Source organism: Mordavella massiliensis (assembly GCF_016901695.1).
GTDB classification, from domain to species: domain Bacteria; phylum Bacillota; class Clostridia; order Lachnospirales; family Lachnospiraceae; genus Claveliimonas; species Claveliimonas massiliensis_A.
In genome coordinates, this window is sequence record NZ_JACJKS010000010.1 from 1 (window position 1) to 24591 (window position 24591).

Below are 24591 nucleotides of genomic sequence, written 5' to 3' on the forward strand. Positions count from 1 at the left end.
CTAATTATACCACGGATTACGGGCTCTTCGGGGCCTGTTTTCTGTTTTTAGGTATAAAAAGTGGAGCTGTTGCTCCAGTAGATTATCTATCTACTTTTGCAACAGCCCCAAAATATTGTTTCAAATATACATGCAGACCGTCTATTACGGTTTCTTCACTTCCCTTGTCTCTTTTTTGGCAAGGGCTACATAGATTTGGTCTGCGTCATAGTCCGGGGCAAACCGGCGGGCCGTCTCACAGATAAGACTTATCTTTTCCTCCGGCTCTTCAAGCTCTTCCGCTATGACTGATACTGCCTTGTTTTTCCTGATCTTCTTGCAGACCAGTGATATAAGCTTTGTCTCCTCCCCCTGCTCCTTCCCCTTTTCTTTTCCTCTCTCCTCTGACTCCTGCAGCTCATCTGCAAACAACTCTCTCAACGCCTCGCACATTTCCTTCTCCTCCTTCATCCTGTCCCAGTTGGCACGCACGATCAAATCCATGGCCGCCTGGTACCACTTTGAATGTCTGTGCCGCTCGTATCTCTCCATCAGGTCCTGCAGCTCGCGGCCCTCCTCCAAGTCTCCCCTTAGGTGCTGCAGCCAGTAGTTGTCTCTCTCCGACAGCTCCCTTGTGACCAGGAGCTGCATCGCAAGGGCATCTCCCTCAAGATAGTAAATTCCGTCACCCTGCCTGCTGACCCGCATCCCCCTCGTCTTCTTCAGGTGCTCAAGCAGCTTCCTGGGGTAGCGCATACACACGAATGTCAGAGTGATCTCCTCCGGATCCACCTCCATCACCCGGTCCGTGTCCGACTGATACAGGCAGGCGTAGGCATACACCTTGTAAAAATCATTGATGCTCAGATAGTCCTCCGGGGGATTTGTACTCAATGATATTGTAGCTCTTGAATATCCTTCCGATATTCTTCTCTAGCCGGATGCCTTTCTCCTTTTTCACGACAAGCACATCCATCTGCAGGGGCTCCTTTGTGAGCTGACGCTCATCCACGATCTCCAGCAGCTCAAGCTCCTTTTCCAGTTCGATCCGCAGCACCGCGCCGAACGCCGGATGCCAGGACAGTCTTCTCTTCTCCTGCTCCATCCCTCTCCTCCTTGTCAGTATAATACAGTTTCTTCCCTCCGTGCAACTTTTACATAAATTTTTCATCATTTCCGGGTAATCCGGCAGATATGCCCGATACGTCAGATATGAATGGGAACCGCTTTTGAACGATGCGGTTCAAGAAATGTTTCCTCAAAAAAGAAGATACTCCAAGCTTACATCAGCTTATGTCTTCTGTCAACAAAAAACAGCGCAGCTGCACGCCTTTCCTCTATTTAGGCACGCATCCTGCGCTGTTCTTATTTCATTTTAAGTCCGGTCTTATCTCTCCCGGATAACCTTCTCGATCTCCTCTTTCTCCGGCATAACCTTCAGGGCTCCCTTTCTCGTGGTGATGATGGAAGCGCCCGCGTTGGCAAAGGTGAGCATCTCCTTTAAGTTCTCCTCTGTCAGATCCTCCAAGCCGTGCTCCAGGATGTAGTTCAGGGTGCAGGCCTCAAAGGTGTCCCCCGCTCCTGTCGTCTCGATGGTGTCCTCCCTCACAAAGGGGGCCGCCTCCACGATCAGATCCCGGTAGTAAGCCCGGCTTCCCTCTTTCCCGAGCGTCACGCAGATGAGGGGAATGTCAAACTGCTCCCGCAGCATCTCCACACCTTTATTGTAGTCTGTCGTTCCGGTCATGAACTCCATCTCGTTGTCCGAGATCTTCAGGATGTCACACTTGGACATGCCGTACAGGATCTCCTCTTTCGCCTGGTCCAGGCTTTCCCAAAGGGGCTCCCGCAGGTTCGGGTCAAAGGAGACGAGAAGGCCGTTCTCCTTCGCCACGTCAATAGCATAGCGTGTGGCCTCCCTCACGCCTGCATGGGTGGAGGAAAGAGTTCCAAAGTGGAAGATCCTTGCGTTTTTGATGATTTCCGGGTCAACCTCCTCCTTGGTCAGCATCATGTCAGCGCCCGGATTCCGATAGAAGGAAAATTCCCTGTCCCCGTCCGGAAATGTGTGCACAAATGCCAGTGTCGTGTGTACCTGTTCATCCATGGCAAGGCCGGACACGTCCGTACCGCTTTCCTCCACCACTTCCTTCAGCATCTTTCCGAACTGGTCATTTCCTACCTTGCCGATAAAGGCTGTCTTTTTCCCCAGCCTGTTCAGCATGGCCAGCACGTTGCAGGGAGCTCCGCCGGGATTCGCCTCCAGCAGAGGGTTGCCCTGGCCGCTCAGGCCATTCTCTGTAAAGTCGATCAAAAGTTCTCCGAGCGCCACCACATCGTATTGTTTATCCATCTGTGTCTCTCCTCCTCGCATGTTTTGCTCTAAATATCATATAACATTTCCCGCCATATTTCCATACTTTTCGTACTCTTCAAAACAGCAGCTTAAAAATGGCCGGGACGACCTCTTTTCCTCATGCAAGGATGTCAGCTCTGTGCGCTGAAAATGTGTATCCTCCTCTCTTTCCCCTCACCGCTGTACCCTACCTGGTCCTCCAGGCCGTACACAGCGTTGGTGATCACGTACTCTCCGTCGTTCACGAAGACCTCAACCAGGTTCTTGTCCACCACCACGTCCAGGTGGAAGCCCCCTTTCAGGGCCGGCGTCTCCGAGCGGATGTGGGCTCCCGGGAAGGAGGGGAACACGGCGCTCCGGTCCGTGCAGATGCAATCGCCCTCCCGGCGGATGACAAATCCGCCCACATCAAGCTCTTCCCCATCCTCCAGGTCAAGGGACACCAGATAGCCATCCGCCGCCCGCTGGGAGCCTGCCGGGATTTCCTCCGAGTAGGCAGCACGCACGTTGGGGTGCATGCGGAAGAAAATGTGGCCCTCCTTCATCTCTACAACCCTGGGGGTGGAGAACATGCCGATCCAGCCCTCGTCTGTGACCTTGGGCATCCTGACCCAGGCGGAGAGGACGCGCCTTCCCTCCCTGTCCATCGTTGTCTGGGGCGCATACAGGTCCAGGCCGTAGTCCAGGAACTGATACGTATCCGGTATCTCCATCCGACAGGAGGACTGGTCAAACTCCACATGAAAGCAGATAGACTGGTTTTTCTCCTTCTCCCCGTTCTTAAGGAAGCCCATGGCGGAGAGGATCAGCACCTTGCCGCCCTCTGTCTCAAAGTAGTCCGGGCACTCCCACATCCAGCCAAACTCGGGGCCCTTGAAAGCCTTGTCCACGTAGGTCCAGGTGTGGAGGTCATCGCTCCTGTAGAAGAGCACCTCCCCGTACTTCTCCTCCACAGTGCTCCCAAGGACGAGATACCAGTGGTCCCCGCTCTTCCAGACCTTGGGGTCCCTCGTGTGGGTCCGGTCCCCGATGGCCGGGTCCGTGATAGGCGGGATGATCACCTTTTTCCCGTTCTCATTGTCAAAGTGAAAGCCGTCCTCAGAGGAGATCATAAGCTGTGCAGACTCGAACTGCTCATCCAGACAGGTGTGCGGATCCTCCGGGTTCACCACCTCGTAGCGGACGCCCGTGTAGATCAGGTACAGTTTCCCGTCCTTCTCCACCGCGCTGCCGGAGAAGCACCCGTTCCGGTCCTCCCGCACAGTCGGATAGAGGGCCAGCTTTCTGTGCTCCCAGTTCACCAGGTCCCGGCTCACCGCATGACCCCAGTGCATGGTCCCCCAGCGGGGTTCAAAAGGAAAATACTGGTAAAACAGATGGTAGTATCCCTTGTAGTATATAAAGCCGTTCGGATCATTGATCCAGTTGTCCGGCGCTTTTAAATGTAGTCTCTGCGTCTTCATACTGCCTCCGTAATGCTCATCATAGTAATTCCTGTTCCGTCTGCTGCAGACTCCTACTGCAGTTCCGTATAGTTGACCCCCGTCTCCCTGTCAAAGAAATGCATCTTTGAGGGCATGAACACGAAGTCCACCTTGTCGCCGATCTGGCTCACCTCGTACTTGGATACCCTGGCGACAGCCTGGGTCCCTCCAAAGCTGAAATACAGGTTGTTCTCATTTCCCATGACTTCTGTGTCCGTGATCACCGCATGGAGATGGTTCTCATCATTGATGTCCATATTCTGGGCATCCATCTTGATGTCTTCGCCCCGGATGCCGAGGATCATATCGCCGCTGCGGCCGGCAAGCTTCTTCACCATGCCGTCGGAGAGGGTGATCTGGTTGCCGTCGCTGAAGTATACTCTGCCGTCCTCCACCTTTACATCAAAGAAATTCATCTGCGGGGAACCGATAAATCCCGCCACAAACTGGTTGACCGGGTGATCGTAGAGTTCCATGGGCCTGCCCACCTGCTGGATCACGCCCTCTTTCATGATGACGATCCGGTCCGCCATGGTCATGGCCTCCACCTGGTCGTGCGTGACATAGATGGTGGTTGCTCCCAGCTCCCGGTGCAGTTTGCTGATCTCCGTGCGCATGCTGACGCGGAGCTTTGCGTCCAGGTTGGAGAGGGGCTCGTCCATGAGGAACAGCTTCTGGTTCTTCACGATGGCGCGCCCCAGCGCCACCCTCTGGCGCTGGCCGCCGGAGAGGTTCTTCGGCTTGCGGTAGCGGTACTCCTCCAGGCCCAGGATATCGATGGCCCAGTCCACCTTCTTCCTGATCTCATCTGCGGGCAGCTTCATATTCTTCAGGCCGTAGCCGATGTTTTTCTCAACTGTCATATGGGGATACAGGGCGTAATTCTGGAACACCATGGCGATGCCTCTGTCCCTGGGTGCCATCTCGTTGACCTTCTTCCCATCTATGTAGAGCTCACCCCCGGTGATCTCCTCAAACCCCGCGATCATGCGCAGGGTTGTGGATTTGCCGCAGCCGGAGGGTCCGACAAAGGCAATGAACTCTTTCTCTTCGATCTCCAGATTTACGTTGTCGACTGTGTTTTTCTCTGAACCGGGATACCTTTTACATATATTTTTAAATTCTATAAAACTCATCTTCTTATCCTTCCTTTGAACCTGTTGATGTCACACCTTCCACGATCTGCTTGGAGAACAGGGAGTAGATGATGATGACGGGGATAGTTACAAGTGTGATGACTGCAAGGGTCTGACCCATTGTCGTGTTTTCATTGGATGTGATGGAGTTGAGGCCGATCTGCGCTGTCAGAAGATCGCTGGATGTAAATACCAGTGACGGCCAGAGGTAATCGTTCCACACATTCAGGAATGTAAATACGCTGACGGTCGCCACGACGGTCTTGGACATCGGAAGGACCATGGTGAAGAAGTATTTCACAGGTCCGCAGAAGTCCAGCTGCGCCGCCTCGTACACATCGTCCGGGAGGCTTACGAACACCTGCCGGAACAGGAAAATATTAAATGGATTCACGATGGCCGGCAGGATATAGCCGAGGATCGTGTTCAAAAGCCCCGCTTTGGCAATGATCAGGAAGTGGATGGTGATGACCGTCTCTGTGGGCACGATCAGCAGCATCATGATGATCAAAAGCCACTGCTCCCGGAAGGGGAAGTTGATCTTCGCCAGGGCGTACCCTGCAAGTCCGTTCACGATGATGCCAAGGACGATCAGGATCGCCGCGTAGAGGAGCGTATTGCCCATGTACCGCAGGAAGCTCGTGTTGGTGATGATCTCGATATAGTTGTCAAAGAAATTTCCGTCCGGCGCCGGCGGGATGAAGGCCGCCACCGAGTTCATGTCCGCCGTGATGGCCGCATCCGGCTTGAAGGAGTTGGCCAGCATCCAGATCACAGGGAAGAGGAAGAACACGGACAGCACCAGCAGCACGGCCACCAGGATCCAGTTAATTCGCTTTTGCTTTTTTGATACCATGCTTCTTTCCCTCCTTGTCTTTCGTCAGAACATTCTGGATGATCGTAAGAATGACGACAAATACTGTAAATACAATGGCCATGGTGGAAGCAAGTCCCATCTCCCAGTTGACCGTACCTGTCTCGTAAATATCGTACACGATCGTGTAGGTGGAGTGGTCCGGTCCGCCGCCGGTCATGACCATGGGCTGCACCAGCATGCGGAACGCGCCGATGGTGACCGTGATAAACACGAACACACACAGGGGCTTCAGTTCCGGCAGGGTGATATCCTTGAACTGCTGCCAGCTGCTGGCGTGGTCCATCTCCGCCGCCTCATAGAGGGCCGGGTTGATGTTCTGCAGGCCGCCCAGGAAGATGATCATCTGGTAGCCTACGCCCTGCCATACGCTCATGACGGCGATGGAGGGAAGCGCCTGGCTGGCATTGTGGATAAAGGGCTGGGCGTCGATGCCGAAGTTCGCCAGCAGCGTATTTAAGATGCCCTCCGGGCTGTAGATCTGCATCCACAGGGTGGAGACAACTGCCAGGGACATGACCACCGGCACGAAGAAGGCCACCTTGAAGTACTTCTTGCAGTGCGCCGCCTTGTTGATGGCCAGCGCCAGCACAAGGGCGCCGATGCACTGGCAGGGCACGATGATGATGACAAATTTGACTGTGTTCAAAAATGACTGTACAAAAAGTTCGTCTTTAAAAATATTCAGGTAGTTTTCCAGTCCCACAAAGTGGGTCAGCTCCGGATTCAGCGCGAAGTAGTCCGTAAAGCTGAACACGAGCGTGAGCACCATCGGCAGAAAGAGAAAGATGGTGAGCAGCACAAGCGCAGGCCCGAAAAACGCCATTCCCATGATTGAATTCTTCTTTTTCATCCTTTACTCCCTTACATATCGTTCCAGTTTCTGATCGATCCGTTCCACCTGCTTGTCCAGCTCTGTCTGCGCATCCTTGCCGCCCAGCGCCACGCTCTCCAGCACTTCCTGGAAGGAGGTGCTCACCTGGGGGTACACCGGCGTCTTCGGTCTCGGATGGCCGTAATTTGTAAGCTGCTCGTACAGGGCATTGTAGTTCTCATCGGTCTGGAACACATCAATGTTTTCAAATGCTTCATAGGTGGACGGGAAGTTCTTTGTCATCTCCCAGATGCGGATCCCGCTGTCCACGCCGCTCATCCACTTGACAAGCTCTGTGGCCGCCCCGATATCCTCCGTTTCGGATGAAGCCGCGAAAGCCCAGGATCCGGTCGGCGTGTAGGTGCCGCCGTCCCAGTCGTCGCTCACAACGTAGGGGGCGACTCCCAGATTGAGATCCGGATAACTTGTGTAGACTGTGTTGACCTCCCAGGCCCCGTCGAACTTGAAGGCCGCTCTCCCGCTCTCGAAGAGGTGGTCGATGGGCGCTTCAGACATGTAGCCGTTCTCAACGATCGTGCGGAAGTAGTCCATGGCCGCGGCCGTCGTCTCCGAATTGAAGTATCCGTCTACTTCCAGGCCGTCGTCGCTGACCAGCTCCCCGCCGCCGGACCAGACAAAGGGCGCATAGTAATAGATGCTCGTCTCGCCCACCGGGAAGGTCATATCCAGGGGATAGCCGTCCTTTTTATCCATCAGGGGCTTCAGATCCTCCAGGATATCCAGGAACTCGGACCAGGTCCAGGGGTGGTCCGCATCCGGGATCTCAATGCCCGCCTCCTCAATGATATCCTTGTTGTAGTAGAAGCCCACGCTGGACTCCATCACGCCCAGGGCGTACAGGTCGTCATTCACGGTCCCCTGCTCAATGATGGAGGGAAGATAGGCGCCCTCTTCCTCCTCCGTCAGATCTGCCAGGGGCTGGATGATGCCGTTGGCCGCATAGGCGGAGATGTTCGGTCCGTCCACAGTCAGGACGTCCGGCAGGCCTCCTGCCATGACGGAGGCGTTCACCTTGTCGGAATACCCGCCGCCGCTGTCGTTTCTTGGTACAAACTCGATGTCTGCAAAATACTGTCCGTCAAAGGCTTCGTTGAAGCTCTCCACCGACTCCCTGTAGGCCTGGCCTTCCTCTGTGTCCTCGATGGAGTGGACCCAGATGGAGAGGTACTCCTCCCCCTCGTCATAACCAGCCACTTCCCCGGGCTCCGGATCCTTCTGCTGACAGCCTGTGAGGCAGGCCGCCGCCAGGACCGCTGCGCCCAGGCAAAGCCTCCATTTCTTCATTCCATCTCCTCCTTTTATCTTTTACTTCCTTGAGTAACCGTTACAGTTACCGGTTAAGTAACCGGTTCCTTTAATGCAATCATAGTACGCGGATGTGAAAATGTCAATGAAAAATGCGTTCTCCACTCACTTTCGTCATTTGTCCCATTTTCCGTCCCCTCTTTTTGTACAGCTTATACAAAACCGGTTTTGTTACCGGTTACTTTATTGATTTCCCGCACCTCTCTCTGGTATACTAAAGACAATGTGATAAAGGAGGCGGATTCCGTATGAATCAGAAGAAGGTGACTTTCGCCGATATCGCGGCGTACACCGGGTTTTCCAAGACAACGATCTCCCGGTATTTTAACAGCCCCGATACCCTCACCCTGGAAAACCAGCAGAAGATCGCGGACGCCCTGGCGGCGCTTGATTATAAGGAAAATAAAGTGGGACGGATCCTGGCCAGCGGACAGACCGAGTTCATCGGCATCATCATCCCCAATCTCTACATGCACTACTATTCGGAGATGCTCAGCCAGATCCTCTCCACCTACGAGACGTACGGGTACAAGTTCCTTGTCTTTGCGGGGAACGACAAAAAGGATGTGGAGCGGCGGTACATCGAAGAGCTGCTCGCCTACAACATTGAGGGCATGATCGTCCTAAGCCCTACCATCTCCTCCAGGGAGCTGGCAGCCTGCCATGTGCCGGTTGTCGGGATCGAGCGGGAGGATGCATACATCTCCAGCGTCAACACGGACAACTACATGGGCGGCGTGCAGGCGGCAGGCCTTTTAAAGGAGAGCGGCTGCGATATCCTCATCCATGTGAATGCAGATCTGCCGGACAGCGCTCCCGCTTCGGGGCGGATCCGGGGATTTGTGGACACATGCAAAGACTACGGCCTCCCCTATGATCTGATCCTGACCGATCTGGGAAACACGTTTGAGGAGAACAGGGCAAATATCCTGCGCCTTGTGGACGATCTTGAGACCCGGTATCCGGAGCAGCGGAAAGGCGTCTTCATGCCCAACGACACCCACGCCAACGTGCTCCTCAACATCCTGTTCCAAAAGTACGGGAAACTGCCGGAGCACTACCAGATCATCGGGTTTGACGACTCTCCCATCTCCCGGGAGGCCGTCGTCCCCACCAGCACGGTTGGCCAGCAGATCCCCCTCATCGCGGATGAAGCCATGAAGATCCTGACAGCGCAGATCAGGGAGCGAAAAAAAAGAAGGCCGGCTCCCGCCGGGGATCCGGTCCACAAAGTCATCCCGCCCGTCCTGATTCGCCGGGAGACGACTGCCTGAGTCCGGCATATAAGAAGACAGCAGACAAAGGGGAAGCCCCTGATGATCACTCATCAAGGGCTTCCTTCATTTTATCGAAAAATCCTTTTTTCTTTTTCTTGTGGTTCTCCAGCTCCTCCGGGTTCTGGTTCAGGGTGTTGCCGGAGAGGGCGTCAAACTGGCGCAGGGCTTCCTTCGCCTCGGCGCTTAAGTGCTCCGGCGTCTGGATGACGAGCGTCACATAGTGGTCGCCGCGGATCTGGGCGTTGCGCACCGAGGGTACACCCTTGCCCCGCAGCCGGACTTTCGTGTCTGTCTTTGTGCCGGGCTTTACGTTGTACACCACATCCCCGTCCACGGTCTTGATGCGGATGTCCCCGCCAAGCGCAGCCTGGGCAAAGGAGATGGGCACGGTGGAGAAGATGTTCATATCCTGCCGCATGAAGATGGGATGGCGGGACACAGCCACCTCCACAAGGAGGTCGCCTCTGGGTCCGCCGTTCACGCCCGGTTCGCCCTTCTCGCGGATGCGGACGCTCTGCCCGTTGTCAATGCCTGCGGGAATGGACACGGCGATCTTCTTCTTGCTGGAAACATAGCCGGTGCCGCCGCAGTCCGGGCACTTGTCCTTGATGATCTTCCCGGTCCCGTGGCAGTCCGGACAGGTCTGCACATTCTGCACAGTGCCGAAGAAGGACTGCTGGGTGTAGACAACCTGGCCCTTGCCGCCGCACTTCGGGCAGGTCTGGGGGGAAGTCCCCGGTTTGGCGCCTGTCCCGCCGCACTTCGGGCAGGGATCTTTCAGGATCACTTCGATCTCCTTCTCGCAGCCGAACACAGCCTCCTCAAATGTGATCCGGACAGCCTTTCGGATGTTCATGCCCTTCATGGGGCCCTGGCTGCTCCTTCCGCCGCGCCGGCCGCCGCCGAACAGGTCGCCGAAGATATCGCCGAAGATGTCACTGAAATCAGCGCCGCTGAAATCAAAACCGCCGAAGCCGCCGGCCCCGCCTGCGCCGCCCTCAAAGGCCGCATGGCCGAACTGGTCATACTGCCGCCTCTTTTCCGGGTCGCTTAAGACAGCGTACGCCTCGGACGCCTCCTTGAATTTTTTCTCCGCTTCCTTGTCTCCGGGATTCACATCAGGATGATACTTTTTTGCCACCTTCCTGTATGCCTTCTTCAGAGTTGCCTCGTCGGCATCCTTGCTGACGCCCAGCACCTCGTAGTAATCTCTCTTTGATTCTGCCATTCTCTATCAACCTTTCGTTTTATCGGATCTGCGCAGACAAAGTTCTGCGGGACCCGGGGACAGGAGATGTACTCCCCGTCCCCGCGTTCCGCAGAACCAAAATGTATGTTCCGTCTGCCGGAAGGCCGTCTTACCTAGACCTCTTTGTAATCTCCGTCTACCACGTCGTCGCTGCCGTATCCCTCCGGGCCGGCTCCCGCGCCTGGGTTCGGACCTGCGCCTGCGCCCGGGTTCGGGCCTGCGCCTGCATTCGCGCCTGCGCCTGCCTGCTCATACATCTTGGCAAACACTTTCTGCGCGCTCTGCATCAGTTTATCCTTGCCTGCCTTGATCTCTGCAATCTGGGCATCGGAAATATCTTCCATGTTGACTTTCTCAAGCAGCTCCTTGAGGGCCTTGCAGTCCGCCTCAACCTCTGCCTTCTCGGAAGCGTCGATCTTGTCGCCTACCTCCTCCAGGGCTTTCTCTGTCTGGAATACGAACGCGTCCGCGTCGTTCTTTGTGTCGATCCCCTCTTTGCGCTTCTTGTCCTGGGCCTCGAATGCAGCCGCCTCTTTCACAGCCTTATCAATGTCCTCCTCGGACATGTTGGAGCCGGCCGTGATGGTGATGTGCTGCTCTTTGCCTGTTCCGAGATCCTTGGCGGATACATTTACGATACCGTTGGCGTCGATGTCGAACGTAACCTCGATCTGCGGGATTCCGCGCGGTGCCGGCGGGATGCCGTCCAGTCTGAACTGGCCGAGGGATTTGTTGTCTCTTGCGAACTGTCTCTCGCCCTGTACGACGTTGATGTCAACGGCTGTCTGGTTGTCTGCCGCTGTGGAGAAGATCTGGCTCTTCTTTGTCGGAATGGTCGTGTTCCTCTCGATCAGCCTTGTGGCTACGCCGCCCATTGTCTCGATGGACAGGGAGAGGGGTGTGACATCCAGAAGAAGGATGTCGCCTGCGCCGGCGTCGCCCGCCAGTTTGCCGCCCTGGATGGAAGCGCCAAGCGCCACGCACTCATCCGGGTTCAGGGATTTGCTGGGCTCCTTGCCTGTCAGCTGTTTTACTTTATCCTGCACGGCCGGGATACGGGTGGAACCGCCCACCAGCAGCACCTGGCCAAGCTCGGAAGCTGTGATGCCCGCGTCAGAGAGGGCTCTCTGTACAGGCTCCGCTGTCTTCTCCACCAGGTCGTGGGTCAGCTCGTCAAATTTAGCCCTTGTCAGGTTCATATCGAAATGCTTCGGTCCCTCAGCCGTCGCTGTGATGAACGGAAGGTTGATGTTCGTCGTTGTGGCGGAGGAGAGCTCCTTCTTCGCCTTCTCGGCAGCCTCTTTCAGTCTCTGGAGCGCCATCTTGTCTGTGGACAGATCCACGCCCTCCATCCTCTTGAATTCGGAGATCATGTAGTCTGTGATCTTCTGGTCGAAGTCATCGCCGCCCAGCCTGTTGTTTCCGGCTGTGGAGAGGACTTCGATGACGCCGTCGCCGATCTCGATGATGGATACATCGAAAGTACCGCCGCCCAAGTCGTATACCATGATCTTCTGCTCTTTCTCATTGTCCAGGCCGTAAGCCAGGGCAGCCGCCGTAGGCTCGTTGATGATACGCTTTACATCCAGGCCCGCAATCTTGCCGGCGTCCTTTGTAGCCTGGCGCTGTGCGTCGTTGAAGTAGGCCGGCACGGTGATGACAGCCTCTGTCACCTTCTCGCCAAGGTAGCCCTCTGCGTCCGCTTTCATCTTCTGCAGGATCATGGCGGAGATCTCCTGCGGGGAGTACTTCTTGCCGTCGATCTCTACCTTGTAGTCTGTGCCCATCTCTCTTTTGATGGATGAGATCGTCTTCTCGGCATTTGTAACTGCCTGACGCTTTGCAGGCTCACCTACAAGACGCTCCCCTGTCTTTGTAAATGCCACGACTGACGGTGTCGTCCTGGCTCCCTCTGTGTTTGCGATCACGACCGGCTGTCCGCCTTCCATAACCGCCACGCAGCTGTTTGTTGTACCCAAGTCAATACCTATGATTTTTCCCATGATGTGATTCCTCCTGTTATATTTTAAATTTTGTTGTCAGCCTCTTAGTTTGCCACCTTCACCATGCTGTGTCTCACGACGCTGTCACGGTACATGTAGCCTTTCTGGAACTCCTCCGCGACGATGTTCTCGCCGAGGTTCTCATCCTCCACATGCATCACTGCGTTGTGGAAGTTGGGATCGAATTCCTGCCCCACCGCCTCGATCGGCTTTACGCCCGCCTCGGCAAGTGTGGTCATCATCTGCTTGTAGACCTTATCCATGCCCTGCATGAAGGGGTGGTCCTTCTCCTCCTCTTTCACCGCGCCCAGGCCCCTCTCGAAGCTGTCCACGACGGGGAGGATCTTTTCTATGATATCTCTCGCGCCCACCTCGTACATCTGGGATTTCTCCCTCTCGGTGCGCTTGCGGAAGTTATCAAACTCAGCCATCTGTCTTGTGAGCTTGTCGGTAAGCTCCTCGATCTTCTCGTCTTTTTTGTCTTTCTTCTTTTTCCCGAAGAACTTTCTGCCTCCGTCCTTTTCTTCCTCCGAAGACTGCTGCTCTTCGTCTTCCTGGCCGTCCGGGGCGTCCTGGCCTTCCTCCTCCCCGGCGTCCCCGTCTTCGATGGGGATCTCCTCCCCCTCCTGCGGGTCTGCCTGGGCGGCCGTCTTCTTCGCCTCTTCCACAGCCTCTTTTACCATCTCTTCCTGGCTCTTTTCCTGCTTTGCCTCTTCTTTTTTTCTATTCTCTTCCAAGGGTTCATCCGCCTTTCTTATTCTTTCTTATGGAAAATCGCGTCCAGCTCACCCTGCAGGTGCTTCAGCGATTTTAAAACATGTTCGTAGTCCATACGCTTTGGTCCGATGATCCCGATCGTCCCTTTCATGCCGTCCCCCAGCTCATATGTGGCGGTCACCACGCTGCAGTCCTTCATGGTCTGCACCGGCGTCTCGTCTCCGATATACACCTGGATGCCTGTGTTGTCCTCCTGGGAGAGGGTCTGCGTGACCAGCTCGGTCAGCTGCTGCTTCTCCTCGAACGCGCTGATGATCTCCTGGGCGCTCTGCTTGTCGCTGAGTTCCGGATACTTGAAGATGTTCGTGGCGCCGCTGGTGTAGATCTGCATCTCGTCGTCGATCTGAATGGCGTCGGCCACCGCGTCCAGCACATCGCTGATGACTTCGCTGTGGATGCCCGCCTGCTCCTTGAGCCTGGCGATCAGCCCCAGGTTGATCTCCTCGATGGACATGCCGTTCAGGGTTGTGTTGAGCAGCATGTTCAGCTTCAGCAGGTTCTCGTTCCCAAGCGGCTCGCCCACGTTGATGATCTTGTTCTTGATGACGTTGCCGCCCAGAACGATCACCGCTATGATCTGCTCGTCATCCACCTGGGAGAGCTGAATGAACTTCAGCTTGTTGGCGCTGTTTGTCGGAGTGGATACAAGGGTCGCATAGTTGGTATTGGCAGCCAGCACTCTCGCGGCCTGCTTCAGGAGCTGATCCATCTTGTCTGCCTTGTCGAGCATCTGCTCCTGCATCTCGTTTAACTCCTGCTCCTTCTCCTCCATCAGCATATCCACATATAAGCGGTAGCCCTTGTCAGAAGGGATCCTGCCCGCCGATGTATGGGGCTGCAGGATGTATCCAAGCTCCTCCAGGTCCGCCATCTCATTGCGGATCGTCGCGGAACTTAAGTTCAGGTCTGTGTACTTGGAAATCGTCCGGGATCCGACCGGCTCCCCCGTCTCCAGGTAGTTCTGGATGATCGCGTGAAGGATCTTCAGTTTTCTCTCACCCAGTGTCTCTGTGGCCTGCATCCTCGCTGCCTCCTTGTCTTTTTGTATTGTTAGCACTCATTTAATCCGAGTGCTAATCTCTACGGTTATTAATGTATCACTCTGGTTTTTGTTTGTCAACAGGATTTATAATTTTTTTACAGTTTACGCGAAATTCGTGAAAATACGGATTTCCTGTGCTATACTTGGTTCTCAGAAGCGAGGAGGGACAAAGAAAGCGCCATGGACAGAACGATCGATTATATAATAGGAAAAGAGGCGGACGGCCTGCGGATCGCGCAGTTCCTGCGAAGGAAGGGATACTCCCGCCAGAATCTGGCCACGATAAAGCAGATGCCGGACAGCACCCTTGTGGACGGCGCCCCGGCCTACATGAACCAGTATCTGCGCGCAGGATGCCGCCTCACCGTGCGCATCCGGGAGACGGGTGTGTCCGGAAAGATCGTCCCCGTCCATCTGCCCCTTGACATCGTGTACGAGGACGGGGACATCGTCGTCGTCAACAAGCCCGCCGGCATGCCCATCCACCCCTCCGTAAACAACTACACGAACACCATGGCGAACGCCCTGGCCTGGTACTACAAAGAGCAGGGGAAGCCCTTCATCTTCCGCTGCTCCAACCGGCTGGACCGGGACACGTCCGGCCTCACGGTGGTGGCCAAACACCTGGTGAGCGCCGGGATCCTCTCCGCCATGACGGCGGACAAGACGCTGGGGCGGGAGTACCTGGCCATCGTCTCCGGCCACGTGACGCCCCCCGCCGGCACGGTCCGCGCCCCGCTCGCCCGCAGCGGCACGTCCATCGTGGAGCGGAAAGTGGATTTTGAACACGGGGAGGAGGCGGTCACCCACTATGAGACGCTGGGACAGTACGGGCCCCACAGCCTGGTGCGCCTGAAGCTGGAGACGGGCCGCACCCACCAGATCCGGGTCCACATGCAGTACCTGGGCTTCCCTCTCATCGGGGACTACCTCTACAACCCGGATATGAGATACATCAGCCGGCAGGCGCTCCACTCCCACCGGCTGTCCTTCCCTCACCCCATGACAGGGGAGCCCATGGAATTTACCGCGCCCCTGCCGGAGGATATGAAAAGGGTGCTGGAACTGGCATGACAGCCGGTCCGGCACCCTTTGTGTCCCTATCCTGTTATGTATGAAAATCAGCTGAGTTCGATCTTCGCGGCCTCCGCCGGTTTGAACTCGTTCTCCAGGTCGTAGATGTTGTGCCCCGTGGACTCGCCGAGGACCCGTCCCTCCAGGGAATAGCAGCGGATGAACCGCTTCGGCGCCACGCTGGACCAGTGCTCCACATCCCATGACATGTACCCGTCCTCGTCAGATTTCTTCTCCTTCAGATACAGGTCTACCTGGCGTCCGTCCTGCATGATCTTGATGAGATCCCTGTAATCGCTGATCTCAACGTCCTCTTTTTTTACTGTGTCATAGATCTTCATTTTCTCTTCCTCCTGCCCTCCCGGGGCTTTCACTCTAACATTCAGTGTACGCTTTTCGCCGTGCAATGGCAAGAAATTTTTCTTTTTTCATTTTTATGTATTCCAATCATCCCTGTCATGATATAATGGTTATGTTACCGCCCCACACCTGGTACGGGAAGGGGGTGCTGCTATTGGATCATATTGTATCTTTTCTTATCACTGTCATGGCTGGTGTAGCTTGCCACTACATCATCAAATGGTTAGACAGTGACGAATAACCGGTAACTGGCCTATGGACTGGTCCACCATCAAAAAACGGAACAGAACACCCCGGAGACTGCCTTCTCCGGGGTGTTCGTCTGTACTGCTATTGAATGATCATATCTTTTCTGCCTAGTGGCATTATAGCATATGCATTTTCTCTTTTCAATATTCAGGCAAAAACATTTCTCACGAAAAAACATTTCTCACGAAAAAAGAGTCACTTTCTGCCGCACTCCCCGGCTGTTCCACGCAGGATCCCCAGGCCGTGCTCCAGATGGGGCAGGAGGAACTCCAGCGCCTCCTCCACCGCCTTAGGACTTCCCGGCAGATTGATGATCAGCGTCTTCCCCCGGATGCCGGACACAGCCCGGCTGAACATGGCCCGTGGCGTGATGGTCATGGAGTAATTGCGGATGGCGTCCGCGATCCCGTTTGCCATCCGGTCGCAGACGGCGGTCGTTGCCTCCGGCGTTAAGTCCCTCTCTGAAAATCCGGTGCCGCCGGTGGTGAAGATCACATCCATCTGCCGCTGGTCCGCCAGGCGGATGAGCTGGCTCTTTAAGGGCTCGGTGCCGTCCGGGAGGAGCAGCGTCTCTTTCACCTCGTAGCCGGCCTCCCTAACCAGCTCACAGATCTTCGGGCCGCTTTTGTCCTCCCGCTCCCCTCTGGCCCCCTTGTCGCTCAGGGTGATGACTGCTGCCGTGAAAGGCCGGTCCGGGGCCGGCGGCTCCAGGTCCACCGCGTCCCCCCTGCGGATGCGCCCGCCTTTCACCACTTCTGTAAACACACCCTCCCGCGGCATGATGCAGTCGCCCATCGTTTTGTAGATCTCACAGTGGCTGTGGCACTCCTTCCCGATCTGGGTCAGCTCCAGGACGGCCTCCCCTATGTGAAAACGGGTGCCCACCGGAAGGCGGCGCAGGTCGTAGCCCTCCACGATCAGGTTTTCACCGAAGGCGCCGAAGTCCACTTCTGCGCCTCTTGCCCGGAAATCCTCGATCTTCTCAAAGGACAGAAGGCTCACCTGACGGTGCCAGTCCCCGGCGTGGGCGTCGCCCTCGATGCCCCAGTTTTCCTTGAGGAGCGCCTCCTCTACTTCCTTCTTCTGCGTCCCCCTCCTTTCACTGATACAAATGCCAAGCAGTTTTCCCATCGTACCCTCCTACTCTTCCCCGCAGGACAGATGCGCCCTGCACCGGGGATCCTTTTTGATCTCGATTTTGTCAAATTCGCAGCACAGCCCGTCGTACTGCAGCATCGTCCCAAGAAGAAGCTCCCTCCTCCCAAGAAGGATCTTGAGCGCCTCCGCCGCCTGCAGACTTCCGATCACCCCGGCTGCAGCCCCGAGAGCCGGAACCGGCGCAGGGCTTTTCCCCAGGTGATATCCGAGACACTCCAGGCAGGCCGTCTTGCGGGAGATATCCAGCACGTACCCGTAAAACCCCTGGACAGCGCCCTCTACGAGCGGGATGTCCCTGGCAAGGCACTGCCTTCCCACAAGAAGCCTTCCCGCAAGGCTGTCCACGCAGTCCACCACCACATCCGAGCCGGAAAGGATCCGATCCGCATTGTCCTCTGTCAGATAGAACGGAAACGTCTCCACACGGATCTGCGGATTCAGTCTCCTCAGCTTTTCCGCCGCTGAATGTACCTTCTCCTTTCCGATATCTTCTTCCCAGTGGAGAAACTGCCGGTTCAGATTTGATATTGAGACGGTGTCTCCATCTGCAATGCGGACTGTCCCCACGCCTGCCTGCGCAAGGTAGGTAAGAACCGGCGCCCCAAGGCCCCCGCAGCCGATCACAGTCACCACAGACTGCTCCAGCTTCCTCTGCCCTTCTGTGCCGATCTCCGGCATCCGGATCTGCCGGTCATATCTCCCGTCCATACATATCCCCCTCTGTCTCTATACGGAGATGATCTCCCCGATGCCTTCCGTGCCATACCCGCCGGCCTCCCGCACTCTGTCAAGAAACGGTTCTGACTGAAGAGCATGGATAAAGGCCTGAACAAAGGGCAGTTCCAGGTTTTTCTTCTCAATGGCGAAATCATATTCCTCTTCCCCCACCTCGATAAAATCCAGATCCATCGCCTTTGCCGCCGCATAGATTCCCATGGCGGCATCCACACCGCCCTCTTTCACAAGGGCCGCGGCCGCCATATGGGTCGCCGCTTCCAGCTCGTACCCGTCGATCTGCTCCGGGCGGATGCCCGCCTGTTTCAAAAGGTGATCCAGAAGCACCCGGGTGCCCGCCCCGCGCTGCCGGTTGGCGTACCGGCATCCCGGCAGGTCCTCAATACCGCGGATCCCTTTTGGATTCCCCTTTTTCACCATCAATCCCTGGATCCGGGTCACGCCTTTCATGAGAGCCATCTCCCGGTCCGGGAAGATCCGGCGCAGATAGGCAATGTTGTAAACGCCGGTCTCCTCGTCCAGGAGGTGGGTAGGCGCGATGTGGGCCTCGCCCCGCTTCAGCGCCATGAGCCCCGCCATACTTCCCACATGGGTGCTGGACAAATGAACGCCAGGGAAAAGATCCGGCAGAAGATCCGCCAGGAAATCCATGATCATGTCGTGGCTCCCTATAGAGACGATGGTATGCCGGATCTCCTCCCGGGACCGCCACAGTTCAACCGGCACCTTTTCTCCCGCTTCGTACCCCTCCAGATTCTGGCCGATCACGCACACGCCGTCCGCCCTGACCAGGCTGGTGGCTGCCGCCGCGCCTCTTGCGAGGGGGGAGGCGATCAGCCTGCCGTCCACCTCACCTACTTTTACCCGCACATATTCCCTGTGCTTCAGCGAGGAGACAAGGCGCCTGGATACCACCGCCTCCTCCACCGGATGCTCTTCCGGCGCCGCGCCGGTAAAGAGCTCCATGACAGGCTTCACAAACGTCTCAAAATCAATATACGCCGACACCGGGTAACCCGGAAGGCCGATCACCGGCTTGTTGTCCACGACCGCCAGGATCACCGGTTTCCCCGGCTTGATGGCAACGCCGTGGATGAGGACCGTCCCCAGCTTTCGCAGGACATGGACCGTGTAATCCTCTGTGCCGGCGCTGGAACCGGCGTTGACGATCACCACGTCATTGTCTGCCACCGCCCGCCTCACTGCCGCCAGGATCTTCTCATAGTCGTCCTCTATGATCGGGCTTACATCCGGCACCCCGCCATACTGCTGCACAAGCGCGGCGAACATGCCGGAATTGGAGTCAATGATCTGTCCCTCCCCCGGCTCCTGCCCCGGCGGGATCATCTCCGTCCCTGTCGGTATGATCCCCACCCTTGGCCGGGCGGTCACCTGCACATGGCAGATCCCTCCTCCCAGCAGAACGCCGATGTCTGCCGGGCGGATCCTGTGATGGCCCGGAAGGAGCATCTCTCCCGCCACAATGTCTTCCCCGATCGGGCGGATGTGGCTCCAGGGGGAGACGGCGGCCATGATCTGAACGGTGTCCCCGTCCACTTCCAGGAGGTCCTCCGCCATGATCACCGCGTCATAGGGATCCCGGACCGGGTCTCCGGTATCCACCACCTTAAAATCTTCCCCCCGCTTCAGCGTGAGGGGATGCTCCTCGCTGGCGCCGGCCGTGCGCGAGGCTGTCACCGCGATCCCGTCCATCGCAGACGCATTGAAAAACGGCGAACACAAGGAGGCGTATACAGCCTCCGCCGTGATCCGCCCCAGGCTGTCCCGCACAGGGATCTCCTCTTTCCTGGCCTTTACACACGCTCTGACCGCCTTTCCATATACTTCCTTCGCCTCATCAACCGGCGTTGTGTGCAGATATAAATTTCTCTTTTCCATACCCTTGCTCCAACCTCCTAAAGAAGGAAGACGTCCACTGTCTCTCCCTTTTTCAGTCCTTCTTTATTTTCAGGGATCATGATGTAGCCGTCCGCCTCTGTCAGGGTGCTGATCAGCCCTGATCTGCCAAACACAGGCACGGCCTTCCTCGTCCCGTCCCCGTCCGCCACAAGCCGGACCATCTGGCAGACAGCCCTTCCCGGCGCCGCGGGGATATTGACAGTCAGGGACGCCGGAACCGGCCAGGATGGCCTCTGGCCGCTTCTGTCCTCCCACAGCCATCCGATCAGGAGCTGGAACACGATCATAGCGGCGGCCGGATGTCCCGGAAGTCCCAGGAGGATCGTCTCTGTCGCCCCATCGTACCCCAGGATCGTCGGTTTGCCCGGCTTCAGCGCAAGCCCCTGGGTCAGGAGTTCCCCGCCCGCAAGCTCGCTGATCACAGATGCCGTCTCATCCTTTCGGCCCTTGGAACTGCCGCCGGACACCGCCACGATATCGCTCTCCTCCATGGCTTCCTGAACAGTCCTCCTCAGCAGTTCCCTCTCATCCCGGAGCACATAGGAGCCACGGATCTCAAGCCCCGCCTTCCTGGCGGCTGCCTGCAGACAATGCGTATTGATATCCCGCACCTTTCCCGGGCTCATCTCCCCGTCGGAGGGAATCAGTTCATCTCCCGTAGAGATGATGGTGATCCCCCACGGCTTTACTGTCTCCACCGTCTGTCTCCCCAGCGCGGACAGAAGACCGATCTCCTGGGGCCGCAGGGCCGTCCCCTTCAAAAGGGCAGGCTCGCCCTTTCGCAGATCGTCACCCCGGCGGACAATGTTCCCCCCGGACGGGACTGACGTGTACACTGCCGCCTCGGTATCGGAAAAGAGTTCGCAGTACTCCACCATGACAACGGCGTCCGCCCCCAAAGGGAGCATGCCGCCGGTCGGGATATACATGCATTCCCCCGGCCCGATGCCGTGCGCTGGAGCGCCGCCCATCTCCACTTCCCCGGTGATCTCAAGAAATGTGGGAAGACTTTCCGACGCGCCTGAAGTATCCGCGCTTCGGACTGCATATCCGTCCACGGTTGACCGGTCAAATCCCGGCACATCCTCCGCCGCATACACATCTTCCGCCAGCACCTTCCCGAGGGCTTCCCCGACAGGGATCCTCAGGGTCTTCACTTCCTGCCCCTGCAGGGCCTGTTTCAGTTTTTCCCTGGCCTGGGCCACGGTATCTACCTGCAGAAGTTTCATAGTTCCACCACGCTTCCTTTTTCCATATGATGAATGACCTCGCAGAGCTGACGCACCGCTTCCAGCTGATGGCTCACGATGATCCATGTAATGGGATCCTCCTCCTGGATCTTCCGGATCATTTCCATGAATAGAGCCTCGCTCTCCGGATCCAGGTTGGAAAATGTCTCGTCGATCATGACCAGTTTCGGGTGAAAGATCACAGCCCGCAGGAAGGAGAGCTTCTGCCTCTCCCCGCTGGAGAGGGACCTGGCATACTGCTTCTTCTGGGCGAGAAGCCCCGCCTTCTCAAGAAGCGCATCCACCTTTTCCTCCTCCGGCCGCATATGCCTCACCTGCAGGGGATAGACAAGGTTCTTATATACGGATGTATCCATCAGATAGGGCCGCTGGGACAGCATGGTGATCTCGCGGGGGCTGATCCCTTCATAATCGATCGTCCCCCTGTCAGGTGTGTAGATGCCTGCCAGCGTCTTCAAAAGGACAGTCTTCCCGCATCCGTTTGGCCCGATGATCCCGTGGATCCGTCCGGACTCTATCACAAGATGATCGATCTGAAGACGGAAAGTTCCGATCTTCTTTTCCAGATCAGTAATTTTCATGTTCCATTTCCTCCCTCTGCAGCATGTCGCAGATCCACTGAAGGACGAAGGCCATCAGAAGAAGCAGGATGCCCAGCGCCACACCCTCTGTAAAGATCCCCTGGCTTTTCAGGAGGGAGATCGTTGTCGTCATGGTCCGGGTCCGTCCCCTGATATTGCCTCCCACAAGCATGACAGCACCCACCTCGCTGATGGAGCGCCCAAACCCGGTCACCATACAGAAATAGATCTCTTTTCTCAGCTCCCGGATGATCAGTCTTGTCGTCTGCCACCTGGTCGCTCCCATGGTCACGGCAAACTCGCGGATGGAGGGCGCGGATCTTCTGAGGTACGAGTAGATCATGCCGCAGATGATAGGGGTGATGATCATCGTCTGCGCGATGACCATCCCCTGTATCGTAAACAACAGCGACAGAGGACCAAGCGGTCCTCTTCGCATCAGCAAAAGATATACGATCAACCCGACCACCACAGGCGGTGAGCCCATGAGTGTACGGTTGAGCCGGATCACGATCTTCTTTCCCGGAAACCGGAACCGTTCCAGCATAAGACCGAAGGTGATCCCCAGTACGGAAGCGATCCCGGTGGAGCAGACTGCCATCGTAAACGTCACTCTCACTGCGCTCAGTATATCCGGGTCCGAAACAACGCTTTTCAGCCACTCCAGCATTCTTCACTTCCTCCCTGTTCTATGCGTCTGTCCCTGCGTTCGGTGTGAACAGGGCCTGTCCATACTCCTCAACCCCGTATTCGCCGATCAGTTTCTGCACTTCATCCGAGCAGATCCACTCGATAAAGTCATTTGCGCCCTCATTGTTGACCTCCGGATATTTCTCCGGGTTGACAGCGATCACGCCGTACTGGTTCAGCAGGCTGTCATTGCCCTCACAGACGATATCCAGCTGATAGTCAAGGGTTGCATCCTGGCTCTGCTTCAGCCATGTGCCGCGGTCTGTCAGGCAGTATGCCTGCTGCTCGTCCGCCATGGTGATGGTCGCTCCCATGCCCTGTCCGGATTCCACATAGTTGGGGTCTGTCGCCGGGTCAAGCCCCAGCTCTTCCCAGATCCCTTTCTCTTTCTTGTCTGTGCCGGAGTCGTCGCCCCTGGAGACAAACGGCAGCTGATCGTTTATGATCTGCGTAAACACCGCGTTGATGTCATCTGTCTTCTCGATCGGCGAAGAAGGTCCTACCACGATAAAATCATTGTACATAACCGGAAATCTCTCGACCCCGTATCCCTCTGCCACAAATTCCTCCTCGCTGGATTTGGCATGGACCAGGACAACGTCCACATCCCCGCTCTCGCCCATGGCAAGCGCCTCGCCGGTTCCGACAGCCGTCCACTCCAGATCCCAGCCTGTATCCTCCTTGAACAGGGGCTGCAGATAATCCAGAAGCCCGGTGTCCTCCGTGCTGGTGGTGGTCGCCATCATAAGCGTACCTTTGTCTTCCGGCGCCGCCTCCTCTGTCTGCTCCTCAGCCGCAGCGTCCGTCTCTTCGCTTTCCGCCGGCTCCTCCGACTGTCCGCCGCAGGCTGTCAGACCGATACACATTACTGTCACAAGAAAAGCTGCTGTTAACTTCTTCATAAAAATCTCCTCCTTTTCAGTCAGCTGTCTCTAAAATTTGCGCCATTTTCTCAAAAGAAAAATGGCCTCTGAAAAAGAAGACCACACAAAAGGAACCTGTTCTTTTTGCGGATATTCTTTTCAAACGCGGAAGGCATCTTCTTTTCAGGAGATACCCGTTGGCCTGCCCCCATGGTCTGTACCGGCTTTAGGCTGACAGGCTCGAATTCCTGCAAACCATATGAAATTGTATATATTGCCATCAGACTGCCGCCGGATCCCCATCCCTCCTCTCCGTTGCTGTTTGACTCCTATCCACCGATCCTGAACATATCCTTATGTTCAAATTCCGATGAATCGCCCGCTTCAAAATGGTGGCAGGCCGGCTTGCGGTAGATCGCCTTCTCCACAGCCTGGAGAAGTTCCCTGTCAGATGCGCCGCCCCGCACAAGAGCTCTCACATCCTCTCCGTCTGCATACTGCAGGCACGGCTTCAGAAAACCTTCCGCCGTCAGGCGGATCCGGTTGCATCCGGAACAGAATTTGTGGGAGATGGCGCTGATAAAACCGATCTTTCCATCAAATCCGGCAAAGGCGACATACTGCGCCGGGCCGTTCCCGAAGTGACCGCTGCACGGACTCTCCGGCCCGAATGCCTCCCGCAGGCGCTCTAGCACATCTTCCTGGGAGCTGCCGCGGAAATCCCTGCCAAGCCCCACCGGCATCATCTCGATGAACCGGACGTCGATCGGCCTGTCTTCTGCGATCCCTGCCAGGCGGATCCACTGATTCTCGTTTATCCCCCTGAGGGGGACGCAGTTGATCTTTACTTTCAGTCCCGGGCAGGCCGCGGCTGCCTCCAGCCCCTCCAGCGCGGCTGCCAGGCAGTCCCTCCTTGCCACAGACGCGTACATGGCGGGATCCAGGGTGTCCAGGCTGATGTTGACTGCATCCACGCCCGCCCGCACAAGGTCATGGACCTGCTCTTTTAAGAGGACGCCGTTTGTCGTGACCGTCACTTCCCTGATCCCGGGGACCGCTTTCACAGCGGCGGCAAGCCCCGCCAGGTTCTTTCTGACAAGGGGTTCCCCCCCTGTCAGTTTGATCCTGGTGATCCCGGCTGCTGCCGCCGCGCGCACGATCCTGACGATCTCGTCGTAAGTCAGGATATCCTGATGGGACACCTGCTCGATCCCTCCCTCAGGCATGCAGTATATGCAGCGCAGATTGCAGCGGTCCGTGACCGATACCCTCATGTAATTGATCTGTCTTCCGTACTGGTCTTTCATGCCGGTATCCCTCTTTCTGGTTTTCGC

Annotated in this window: 23 protein-coding genes and 1 riboswitch; of the genes, 2 read left to right on the plus strand and 21 right to left on the minus strand. The window is 56.6% G+C overall.

Translation table 11 applies throughout. The features are described 5' to 3' along the window. Positions 1-144 precede the first annotated feature (144 nt). The 8 genes from H6A20_RS08195 to H6A20_RS08230 all read right to left on the minus strand — a co-directional run bounded on the left by H6A20_RS08195 (position 145) and on the right by H6A20_RS08230 (position 8008). Positions 145-873, minus strand: coding sequence for a 3-isopropylmalate dehydrogenase (locus H6A20_RS08195; protein WP_204906642.1), 729 nt, complete (start codon positions 871-873; stop codon positions 145-147). Then, a complete protein-coding gene (locus tag H6A20_RS08200) occupies positions 833-1084 on the minus strand; it encodes a hypothetical protein (protein ID WP_204906643.1) in 252 nt (83 codons plus the stop codon). The genes H6A20_RS08195 and H6A20_RS08200 overlap by 41 nt, the downstream gene beginning before the upstream one ends. A 282-nt stretch (positions 1085-1366) precedes the next feature. Then, positions 1367-2332: a PfkB family carbohydrate kinase gene (locus tag H6A20_RS08205; RefSeq protein WP_204906644.1), complete on the minus strand. Its 966-nt coding sequence runs from the start codon at positions 2330-2332 to the stop codon at positions 1367-1369. 134 nt (positions 2333-2466) lie between these two features. Next, positions 2467-3798: a glycoside hydrolase family 32 protein gene (locus tag H6A20_RS08210; protein ID WP_204906645.1), complete on the minus strand. Its 1332-nt coding sequence runs from the start codon at positions 3796-3798 to the stop codon at positions 2467-2469. A 53-nt stretch (positions 3799-3851) separates the two neighbouring features. Further along, positions 3852-4955, minus strand: coding sequence for an ABC transporter ATP-binding protein (locus H6A20_RS08215; protein ID WP_204906646.1), 1104 nt, complete (start codon positions 4953-4955; stop codon positions 3852-3854). Positions 4956-4959: 4 nt separating this feature from the next. Further along, the gene (locus H6A20_RS08220) at positions 4960-5811 is read right to left on the minus strand and encodes a carbohydrate ABC transporter permease (protein WP_204906647.1); all 852 of its coding nucleotides are present in this window, start codon (positions 5809-5811) and stop codon (positions 4960-4962) included. After that, positions 5783-6661 (minus strand): carbohydrate ABC transporter permease, encoded by an 879-nt coding sequence (locus tag H6A20_RS08225; RefSeq protein WP_338106645.1) that lies wholly within the window; start codon positions 6659-6661, stop codon positions 5783-5785. Before H6A20_RS08225 ends, H6A20_RS08220 begins: the two co-directional genes overlap by 29 nt. A 24-nt stretch (positions 6662-6685) precedes the next feature. Next, positions 6686-8008: an ABC transporter substrate-binding protein gene (locus tag H6A20_RS08230; RefSeq protein WP_204906649.1), complete on the minus strand. Its 1323-nt coding sequence runs from the start codon at positions 8006-8008 to the stop codon at positions 6686-6688. Between the two features lie 269 nt (positions 8009-8277). On the opposite strand from H6A20_RS08230, the gene H6A20_RS08235 reads away from it, so the two are divergent. Further along, entirely contained in the window at positions 8278-9303 is a 1026-nt protein-coding gene (locus H6A20_RS08235; RefSeq protein WP_204906650.1) for a LacI family DNA-binding transcriptional regulator, read from the plus strand. Positions 9304-9349: 46 nt separating this feature from the next. Here the strand turns inward: H6A20_RS08235 and dnaJ are convergent, their stop codons facing one another. From dnaJ to hrcA, 4 genes are all read right to left on the minus strand, one after another. Further along, the gene (gene dnaJ, locus H6A20_RS08240; RefSeq protein ID WP_204906651.1) at positions 9350-10534 is read right to left on the minus strand and encodes a molecular chaperone DnaJ; all 1185 of its coding nucleotides are present in this window, start codon (positions 10532-10534) and stop codon (positions 9350-9352) included. A 134-nt stretch (positions 10535-10668) separates the two neighbouring features. Continuing rightward, on the minus strand, positions 10669-12558 hold the full coding sequence (gene dnaK, locus H6A20_RS08245) for a molecular chaperone DnaK (RefSeq protein ID WP_204906652.1): 1890 nt from the start codon (positions 12556-12558) through the stop codon (positions 10669-10671). Between the two features lie 44 nt (positions 12559-12602). Next, positions 12603-13241 (minus strand): nucleotide exchange factor GrpE, encoded by a 639-nt coding sequence (gene grpE / locus H6A20_RS08250; RefSeq protein ID WP_204906720.1) that lies wholly within the window; start codon positions 13239-13241, stop codon positions 12603-12605. Positions 13242-13312: 71 nt separating this feature from the next. Beyond that, on the minus strand, positions 13313-14356 hold the full coding sequence (gene hrcA, locus H6A20_RS08255; protein WP_204906653.1) for a heat-inducible transcriptional repressor HrcA: 1044 nt from the start codon (positions 14354-14356) through the stop codon (positions 13313-13315). Positions 14357-14557: 201 nt separating this feature from the next. Between hrcA and H6A20_RS08260 the strand changes: the two genes are divergently transcribed. Next, positions 14558-15451 (plus strand): RluA family pseudouridine synthase, encoded by an 894-nt coding sequence (locus H6A20_RS08260; protein WP_204906654.1) that lies wholly within the window; start codon positions 14558-14560, stop codon positions 15449-15451. A gap of 47 nt (positions 15452-15498) precedes the next feature. Here the strand turns inward: H6A20_RS08260 and H6A20_RS08265 are convergent, their stop codons facing one another. From H6A20_RS08265 to moaA, 9 genes are all read right to left on the minus strand, one after another. Then, positions 15499-15792, minus strand: a complete 294-nt coding sequence (locus H6A20_RS08265; RefSeq protein WP_191428191.1) for a hypothetical protein — start codon at positions 15790-15792, stop codon at positions 15499-15501. Between the two features lie 463 nt (positions 15793-16255). Then, positions 16256-17191, minus strand: a complete 936-nt coding sequence (locus tag H6A20_RS08270) for an MOSC domain-containing protein (protein ID WP_204906655.1) — start codon at positions 17189-17191, stop codon at positions 16256-16258. Positions 17192-17200: 9 nt separating this feature from the next. Next, on the minus strand, positions 17201-17926 hold the full coding sequence (locus tag H6A20_RS08275; RefSeq protein WP_204906656.1) for a HesA/MoeB/ThiF family protein: 726 nt from the start codon (positions 17924-17926) through the stop codon (positions 17201-17203). Between the two features lie 18 nt (positions 17927-17944). After that, positions 17945-19852 carry a molybdopterin biosynthesis protein gene (locus H6A20_RS08280; RefSeq protein ID WP_204906657.1) on the minus strand — a complete coding sequence of 636 codons (1908 nt, stop codon included), beginning with the start codon at positions 19850-19852 and terminating at the stop codon, positions 17945-17947. A gap of 17 nt (positions 19853-19869) precedes the next feature. After that, a complete protein-coding gene (locus tag H6A20_RS08285) occupies positions 19870-21102 on the minus strand; it encodes a molybdopterin molybdotransferase MoeA (RefSeq protein ID WP_204906658.1) in 1233 nt (410 codons plus the stop codon). Further along, positions 21099-21704, minus strand: coding sequence for an ATP-binding cassette domain-containing protein (locus H6A20_RS08290; protein ID WP_204906659.1), 606 nt, complete (start codon positions 21702-21704; stop codon positions 21099-21101). The genes H6A20_RS08285 and H6A20_RS08290 overlap by 4 nt, the downstream gene beginning before the upstream one ends. After that, positions 21691-22374: an ABC transporter permease gene (locus tag H6A20_RS08295; RefSeq protein WP_204906660.1), complete on the minus strand. Its 684-nt coding sequence runs from the start codon at positions 22372-22374 to the stop codon at positions 21691-21693. The genes H6A20_RS08290 and H6A20_RS08295 overlap by 14 nt, the downstream gene beginning before the upstream one ends. A 19-nt stretch (positions 22375-22393) precedes the next feature. Then, positions 22394-23296, minus strand: a complete 903-nt coding sequence (locus H6A20_RS08300; protein WP_204906661.1) for an ABC transporter substrate-binding protein — start codon at positions 23294-23296, stop codon at positions 22394-22396. A 97-nt stretch (positions 23297-23393) separates the two neighbouring features. Beyond that, a riboswitch (molybdenum cofactor riboswitch) is annotated at positions 23394-23515 on the minus strand. A 71-nt stretch (positions 23516-23586) separates the two neighbouring features. Then, positions 23587-24564: a GTP 3',8-cyclase MoaA gene (gene moaA / locus H6A20_RS08305; protein ID WP_204906662.1), complete on the minus strand. Its 978-nt coding sequence runs from the start codon at positions 24562-24564 to the stop codon at positions 23587-23589. Between the last annotated feature and the right edge of the window lie 27 nt (positions 24565-24591).

Coding starts and splice junctions, on each gene's coding strand:
- H6A20_RS08200 (WP_204906643.1), bottom strand. CDS start 1,084: ATGGAGCAGGAGAAGAGAAGACTGTCCTGGCATCCGGCGTTCGGCGCG.
- H6A20_RS08205 (WP_204906644.1), bottom strand. CDS start 2,332: ATGGATAAACAATACGATGTGGTGGCGCTCGGAGAACTTTTGATCGAC.
- H6A20_RS08210 (WP_204906645.1), bottom strand. CDS start 3,798: ATGAAGACGCAGAGACTACATTTAAAAGCGCCGGACAACTGGATCAAT.
- H6A20_RS08215 (WP_204906646.1), bottom strand. CDS start 4,955: ATGAGTTTTATAGAATTTAAAAATATATGTAAAAGGTATCCCGGTTCA.
- H6A20_RS08220 (WP_204906647.1), bottom strand. CDS start 5,811: ATGGTATCAAAAAAGCAAAAGCGAATTAACTGGATCCTGGTGGCCGTG.
- H6A20_RS08225 (WP_338106645.1), bottom strand. CDS start 6,661: ATGGGAATGGCGTTTTTCGGGCCTGCGCTTGTGCTGCTCACCATCTTT.
- H6A20_RS08230 (WP_204906649.1), bottom strand. CDS start 8,008: ATGAAGAAATGGAGGCTTTGCCTGGGCGCAGCGGTCCTGGCGGCGGCC.
- H6A20_RS08235 (WP_204906650.1), top strand. CDS start 8,278: ATGAATCAGAAGAAGGTGACTTTCGCCGATATCGCGGCGTACACCGGG.
- dnaJ (WP_204906651.1), bottom strand. CDS start 10,534: ATGGCAGAATCAAAGAGAGATTACTACGAGGTGCTGGGCGTCAGCAAG.
- dnaK (WP_204906652.1), bottom strand. CDS start 12,558: ATGGGAAAAATCATAGGTATTGACTTGGGTACAACAAACAGCTGCGTG.
- grpE (WP_204906720.1), bottom strand. CDS start 13,241: ATGGTAAAAGAGGCTGTGGAAGAGGCGAAGAAGACGGCCGCCCAGGCA.
- hrcA (WP_204906653.1), bottom strand. CDS start 14,356: ATGCAGGCCACAGAGACACTGGGTGAGAGAAAACTGAAGATCCTTCAC.
- H6A20_RS08260 (WP_204906654.1), top strand. CDS start 14,558: ATGGACAGAACGATCGATTATATAATAGGAAAAGAGGCGGACGGCCTG.
- H6A20_RS08265 (WP_191428191.1), bottom strand. CDS start 15,792: ATGAAGATCTATGACACAGTAAAAAAAGAGGACGTTGAGATCAGCGAT.
- H6A20_RS08270 (WP_204906655.1), bottom strand. CDS start 17,191: ATGGGAAAACTGCTTGGCATTTGTATCAGTGAAAGGAGGGGGACGCAG.
- H6A20_RS08275 (WP_204906656.1), bottom strand. CDS start 17,926: ATGGACGGGAGATATGACCGGCAGATCCGGATGCCGGAGATCGGCACA.
- H6A20_RS08280 (WP_204906657.1), bottom strand. CDS start 19,852: ATGGAAAAGAGAAATTTATATCTGCACACAACGCCGGTTGATGAGGCG.
- H6A20_RS08285 (WP_204906658.1), bottom strand. CDS start 21,102: ATGAAACTTCTGCAGGTAGATACCGTGGCCCAGGCCAGGGAAAAACTG.
- H6A20_RS08290 (WP_204906659.1), bottom strand. CDS start 21,704: ATGAAAATTACTGATCTGGAAAAGAAGATCGGAACTTTCCGTCTTCAG.
- H6A20_RS08295 (WP_204906660.1), bottom strand. CDS start 22,374: ATGCTGGAGTGGCTGAAAAGCGTTGTTTCGGACCCGGATATACTGAGC.
- H6A20_RS08300 (WP_204906661.1), bottom strand. CDS start 23,296: ATGAAGAAGTTAACAGCAGCTTTTCTTGTGACAGTAATGTGTATCGGT.
- moaA (WP_204906662.1), bottom strand. CDS start 24,564: ATGAAAGACCAGTACGGAAGACAGATCAATTACATGAGGGTATCGGTC.